Here is a 6,263-nt window from a genome sequence, read left to right as displayed (position 1 = left end):
TCACCAACCATGTAGGTCCGTCCAGACCTATCGGTGTGACACACCAGGTCTCGCAGGCGCAAGAGGCTACGACGCCGCCCGATCCGTCCCCGACCATCCCGACGCCGATCCCGCAGACGAACCGGGGAGCGTCTTTACCCGCCGACTAGAATCGGGCGTGCCCGACGCTCCGCGAGGCTCGTCCTCGACGGACGAGAGCAACGGACGATTCCCCCTTCGGCCGGCCCGACTAGCCGGCCGCCTAGCATGGCATCCACCGTGGACGGTCTATGGTGTGGGCCACCCGGGTGCCCCTCCGCTGGGTAGTCGAAGCCGAGGCGGTTGAGCGGCCCGTCTGCGCGTCACGGACAGCCTCACCCTCGTGGTCGGCTAAGCGCCGACAGCACAACCGCCGCGCTAGGACGCTGGTGTCGAACGGACATCTGTGGGCAGCCCCGGGGACGGTGAGGCGGGGCCGCGCCCCACGACGGCGGACCGGGTGCGCGCAAGAATCGGCTCAGTCGGCCTCGGGTGCGGGTCCATGGTGGACGACTCGCCCGTTCTGTATGACGACACGCTCGGTGTGCGGGGACCAGAGACACTCGCTGTTCTCAAACGGGTTCCCTTGCAGGATCAGCAGGTCGGCGATCCCGCCGACGCGGATGCGGCCCAGATCAGGCCGGCTGATCAGGTCCGCGTTGCGTGATGTTGCCGAGCGCAGCAGCTCCAGCGTGCCGGTCACTTCGGCTTGGAGCCGTAGCCCGTTGAGCTGCTCGGCCTCGAGCACACCCATCAGGTCGGTGCCGAAGCCGACCGGGGCACCTGCGGCGACCGCGGTCTCGATGGCGTCTCGGCCGGCGTCGAGGACCTCCCGGTTCTTCTCGCGCGAGATCTTCTTCATGCCGAGGTCCTGGCCGCGACGGTCCATCGCGTCGTAGCAGGCCAGGGTCGGCACGAGGAACGCGTGGTGTTCGGCCATCGCGGATGCGGATTCGAGGTCGAGCAGGTTGCCGTGTTCGATGGATCGCACACCGTTGCGCACGGAGTGGACTATCGCCTCGGGTGAGTAGGCGTGTGCTGCGACGTAGCTGCCTCGGCGGGTTGCTTCGTCGGTGACCACGCGGATCTCTTCGGGCGAGTACTGCGGGGTTCGGATCGGATCGGTGAGCGAGACCACTCCACCGGAGGTCATGATCTTGATCGCGTGGGCGCCCTGTCGGAAGCGCTCTCGCACCGCGACCCGCAGCGGGTCGACACCGTCCACTACCTGCACGGCGTGTCCGTGGCACGGGCATACCTCCCAGTGCTGTGGCCGGCCGTCACCGTGCCCGCCTGTCTGGCTGAGCGCCGCACCGGTGAACAGGTACCGGGGGGACTGGACATGGCCTTCTTGGATGGCACGCGCGATGCCAGCGTCACCACCGGCGACGTCACGGATCGTTGTGAACCCTCGACGCAGGGCACTGCGCAGCCGCATTGCCGCGACGATCGCGACGTAGCTGAGGTGGTTGGCCTCCATGTCGAACATGTCGAGGCTGATCCCATAGGCGTGAAAGTGCGCATCGATCAGCCCGGGCAGCACGGTGCCCCCACCAGCGTCGAGGACCTCGTCCCCCGACGGGGCGGGCGCACCGATGCTCTCGATGCGCCCACCCCGGATGACGACAGGCCCATCGGTCAGGTCGGGCGACTCACCGTCGAAGACACCGACGTTGACGATCGCCAAGCCGGCGGACTGGCTGATCACGCCCGGGTCGCGCGCAGCTGCGCGGTGCTGGCCGCATCGACCGTGAAGGTCACGGGATCGACGGCCACGCCGTACTCAGCCGCGGCGGCCTCGGGGCTGACGAAGCCGTTGTGCACGTCACGGGCGACCCGCTCCGGGTCACGGTCGAAGGGGTGGCCGTAGCCGCCGCCGCCGCCGGTGTTGTTGACGAGCACGTCGCCGGTCTGCAGGTGGTTGTAGCTGCCGCCCTGCACGATCTCTCGGTCGGTGCCCGGGTTGAGGATGACGTGGTTGTTGTCACCCTCGAGGCCCTCCCCGATCGGCCACGGCTTCGTCTTCGTCTTGTAGACCAGGCAGATTCCCTTGGACGGGGCCAGGAACCGGTAGGTCCGCCCGACACCGACGCCGCCGCGGTGGCGGCCGGGCCCGCCGCTGTCGGTGCGGTACCCGTAGGACTCGATGAACATCGGCGACTTCGTCTCGAGGACCTCGACGGGGTTGTTGCGGCAGCCCGGCTCGGACAGGTGCATGATCCCGTCCTCGCCGTCGCCGCCGGCGTGCCCACCGAACCCGACCGCCTCGTTGGTCGCCTCAAGCCACTGCTCGCCGTTACGCGGGTTGACCCCGAGCCCCATCATCGAGCAGACATCACCGCCGGAGGCGGCAGGAACCAGGTCGGGCATCCCCTCGGCCAGTGCCTTGAGGACGACCTCGCCGGCGATCAGGCCGGTCCACAGCGTGAAGGTCGGCATGGGCGGCTCGGCGTGCATGACCGAGCCCGGCTCGGTGATCAGGCGCAGCGCGCGGAAGTTGCCGGCCACGACGGGGGTCTCCGGTGTGGTGAGTGCCTTGAAGATCAGGCTCGAGAGCGCCTCGGTCAGCCCGAGGGGACAGTTGATCGGACCGCGGACGTCCTTCTCGCTGCCGGTCCAGTCGATGACCATCTCCTCGTCGGTGATGGTCACGGTGACGTTCATCTTGATGAGCCGGTCCAGGTCGACGCCATCGTTGTCGACGAAGTCGTGGGCGCTCCAGGTTCCGTTGGGCAGCTTGGCCAACCCGATCCGGGCGAGCCGGTCACCGTGGTCGTTGATCGCGGCCATTGCCGCGGCAAGGGTGTCGGGCCCGTACTTCGCGGCGATGGCCTGGGTCCGGCGGACTCCGGTAATACAGGCGGAGACCTGGGCCTGGATGTCGCCGATGGTGCGCTCGGGCATGCGGCTGTTGTAGCGGATGACGTTGAAGATGTCGTCGTTGGGGGAACCCTCGCGGTACAGCTTCGAGGCGGGGAAGAAGAGCCCCTCCTGGTACATGTCGGTCGAGTCGAGGACGTAGCCGGGGTCCTTCTGCTTCAGGTCGAGCACGTGGATGCGGCAAGAGGTGAACCCGATCAGGTCCCCCTCGTGGTGGATCGGCGCGAAGACCAAGGGGTCGAGGGTGTGCGCGGAGGCCCAGTAAGGGTAGTTGAGGATGAAGATGTCCCCGGGCTTGAACGCCTCGGTCCCGAGGAACTCGACCGACTTCTTGATGCCGTGGTCGTTGGCCCTTGTGAAGATGGCGATTCCTGGCGCGTCGGCGATGACGTCCCCGTGCGCGTCGTGGATGCCGATGCCGTAGTCGTGGATCTCGTAGACGACCGTGTTGTAGGCGGTGCGGCACAGGTTGCGGGCCATCTCCTCGGCCGCGGCAAGCAGGCCGTGCCGGATGATCTCGGTGGTGATGGCGTCGCTCATGAGTGGCTCTCCTCGGTCTTGCCCAGATGGATGATCAGTTCGCCGTGGGCGCCGACCTCGAGCCGGTCACCGGCGTGGATGACGGAGGTCGCGGTGTGCTCGGCGACGACGGCAGGGCCGGTGATGACGTCGCCGGCCAGCAGGCCCTCGCGGATGTAGAGGGCGTACTGGGCCTTGGGCTCGTCCTCGGTGACGTAGACCGTCCTGACGCCGGCCGGTTCGGGCTTGCCGCCGGCGCGACGGGGCATCTCGGGCAGTCTCGGCTTGTCGACCCGGCCGATGCCCTGCAGGCGCAGGGTGGTCACCTCGAGCGGGTCCGGCATGACATGGCCGTACTGCCGCTCGTGCACCTCGGCGAAGGTCGCCTCGATCGTGGGGATGGGGTCCGGATCGTCGGGGAACGGGATCGTCACCGAGTGTTCCTGGCCGGCATAGCGGACATCGAGGGTGCGCACGAGCCGGCTCGACCCGGGGGCGAACCCCTCGTCTGCGAGCCGCTCGCGGGCCTGCTGCTCCATGTCGGTGTAGGCGCGGCTGGTCACCTGCGGGGTGAGCTCGGCCAGCGGCATGACGTTGGTCCTGGCGAAGTCGTGCTGGACGTCGGCCATGAGCATGCCGAAGGCGCAGAAGGCGCCCTGGCCGGGCGGGACGATGACGGTGGGGATGTCCAGCTCGCGGGCGACGTCGACGGCCACGAGGCCGCCGGCGCCGCCGAGTGAGAGCAACGCGAAGTCCTTCGGGTCGCGGCCGAGGTCGACGGTGATCGCCCGTACCGCGCCCATGATCTTCGTGTTCGAGATCTGCGTGATGCCTCGTGCCAGCGCGTGGGTCGACAGCCCCAGAGTCTCCGCCATGGGGGCGAGGGCCTGCTCGGCCAGGGCGGCGTCCAGTGTCAGGGTGCCACCGAGGGCGGTGTCCGACCCGAGGTATCCGAGCGCGACGGCGGCGTCGGTGAAGGTGGGCTGGGTGCCGCCCTGCCCGTAGGAGGCCGGGCCCGGTGACGCGCCGGCGCTCTGCGGCCCGACCTGCAAGGCCCCGGCGTCATCGAGCCAGGCGATCGAGCCGCCGCCGGCACCGATCGTGTGGATGTACAGCGAGGGCATGTTGATGGGCAGCGACTCGAACTCGGCCCCTTGGTAGAGGACCGGCTCGTGGTCGAGCACCAGGGAGGCGTCCAGACTCGTGCCGCCCATATCGATCGTGATGAGGTTGGGCTCCTCGATGAGCCGGGCGAAGGCCACCGCCCCGATGACGCCGCCGGCCGGGCCGGACAGGACGAGGGAGACGGGCTGTTCCCGGGCGGCCCGGGCGGTCATCGCTCCGCCGCCCGATCGGGTCATGAGGAACTTGCCGCCGAAGCCCTGGCTCTCGAGGCGCTGCTCGAGGGTCTTGAGGTAGGTACCCACAAGGGGCTTGATGTACGCGTCGAGCACGGCGGTGCTGGTGCGCTCGTACTCCCGGTACTCGCGGGACAGCTCGTGTGAGAGGGTCACCGCCACACCCGGGGCGTGCTCGAGCAGGATGTCACGCATCAGCTGCTCGTGCTCGGGGTTCGCGTACGCGTGCAGGAACGCGACGGCGACGGCTTGGTAGCCGTGTGCGGCGATCTGCTTCGCGACCCGGGTGGCGTCCTGGGCGTCGAAGGGTGTGTGCACGCTCCCGTCGAAGCGGCTGCGCTCGGTTACCTCGAAGGTGTCGTAGCGTTCGAGCAGGGCCGGGGGTTTGCGGTAGGTGATGTCGTAGTTGACTCTCCGGTCGGTCCGCCCGAGCAGGTACACATCGCGGAAGCCGCGGGTGCCGATGACGGCCGTGTGGGCCCCGGTGCGGGTGAGCAGCGCGTTGAGACCCAACGTCGTGCCATGGGTGAACATGACGACCTCGTCGATGCTGGCACCGACCTTGTCGAACGCCGCGAAGACACCGGTCGTCGGCGCCTCCGGTGTCGTTGGCACCTTGTCGAAGACGAGCTCTCCGCTGGTCGGGGTGAGCCTGACGACATCGGTGAACGTTCCGCCGACATCGACGGCCACGCGGGTTGTGCGGTCCATGCGCATCCTCCGGAGATGAGTTGGCGTGCGTCGCCGGTCAGCGAGCAGGTACACGCGTCGCGTCGTTGTGACACAGGCAGGAGTGTGTGCGACACGCCCGAACAGCGACTGGTCTGAGCGCACAGGAGTGGCAGGGCCGCGTGTGCTTGGTGCATACGGGCCTTGATCGGCACACCCGTACTTTCGGGCGCACCGGAAGCGTGCCCGCTCTGGTACAACGACCCCTCACCGGAGGCCCGAGATGCAGCCTACGTTTCCCCGCCTGCCCGTGACCGCTCTGGCCGCGGCAGTCCTGCTCACCGCGGCCTGCTCGGTGGGCCCGTCCACCTCCACCGCCCCTCCGGCAGCGACGGCGGGCGGTACCGCCACGGCCGACCCGGTCACCGGCCCGGACTCCGTGGTCAAGGTCGACGAGTCGAAGAAGCTGGCGATCGCCTTCTTCGGTTTCGCCCGCGCCAACTCCTTCGCCCAGGCCACCTGGGCCGGGATCGAGGGCTACGCCAAGGACCACAACGCGACCGCCGAGTTCTTCGACCCGAACTTCGACGCGCAGAAGCAGGCGAGCCAGATCCAGGACGCGGTGACCTCGGGCCGGTACAAGGTCTTCATCGTGCAGGCCAACGACGGCACCGCCGTCATCCCGGCGATCGAGCAGGCGGTCGCGGCGGGCATCACTGTCGTCGTCGAGTTCACCCCGATCGGGACCCGCTACGACACCCTGGAGCCGCAGGTTCCCGGCACGATCACCCTGATCGACGTGCCGACCGAGAACGGCAA

General features: G+C 68.6%; 4 protein-coding genes. 1 reads left to right on the top strand and 3 read right to left on the bottom strand.

The window, feature by feature from the left end; translation table 11 throughout:
• Positions 1-496 precede the first annotated feature (496 nt).
• Genes WMI84_RS16210 through WMI84_RS16200 form a run of 3 tightly spaced genes read right to left on the bottom strand, consistent with a single transcriptional unit; the run spans position 497 to position 5,486 of the window.
• On the bottom strand, positions 497-1,726 hold the full coding sequence (locus tag WMI84_RS16210) for an amidohydrolase family protein (RefSeq protein WP_347354812.1): 1,230 nt from the start codon (positions 1,724-1,726) through the stop codon (positions 497-499).
• The gene (locus WMI84_RS16205) at positions 1,723-3,438 is read right to left on the bottom strand and encodes a hydantoinase B/oxoprolinase family protein (RefSeq protein WP_347354811.1); all 1,716 of its coding nucleotides are present in this window, start codon (positions 3,436-3,438) and stop codon (positions 1,723-1,725) included. Before WMI84_RS16205 ends, WMI84_RS16210 begins: the two co-directional genes overlap by 4 nt.
• A complete protein-coding gene (locus tag WMI84_RS16200; protein ID WP_347354810.1) occupies positions 3,435-5,486 on the bottom strand; it encodes a hydantoinase/oxoprolinase family protein in 2,052 nt (683 codons plus the stop codon). The genes WMI84_RS16205 and WMI84_RS16200 overlap by 4 nt, the downstream gene beginning before the upstream one ends.
• A gap of 241 nt (positions 5,487-5,727) precedes the next feature.
• Here WMI84_RS16200 and WMI84_RS16195 point away from each other — a divergent pair.
• Positions 5,728-6,263, top strand: a 536-nt coding sequence (locus tag WMI84_RS16195; RefSeq protein WP_347354809.1) for a substrate-binding domain-containing protein, incomplete at its 3' end; no start/stop codon positions are given.

This window comes from Intrasporangium sp., assembly GCF_039812505.1.
GTDB lineage: Bacteria > Actinomycetota > Actinomycetes > Actinomycetales > Dermatophilaceae > Intrasporangium_A.
This window is presented reverse-complemented; position numbering and strand designations above follow the sequence as displayed.

What these genes read in the sequence shown, in the direction of transcription:
- WMI84_RS16205 (WP_347354811.1), bottom strand. Translation starts at nt 3,438, where the DNA reads ATGAGCGACGCCATCACCACCGAGATCATCCGGCACGGCCTGCTTGCC.
- WMI84_RS16200 (WP_347354810.1), bottom strand. Translation starts at nt 5,486, where the DNA reads ATGGACCGCACAACCCGCGTGGCCGTCGATGTCGGCGGAACGTTCACC.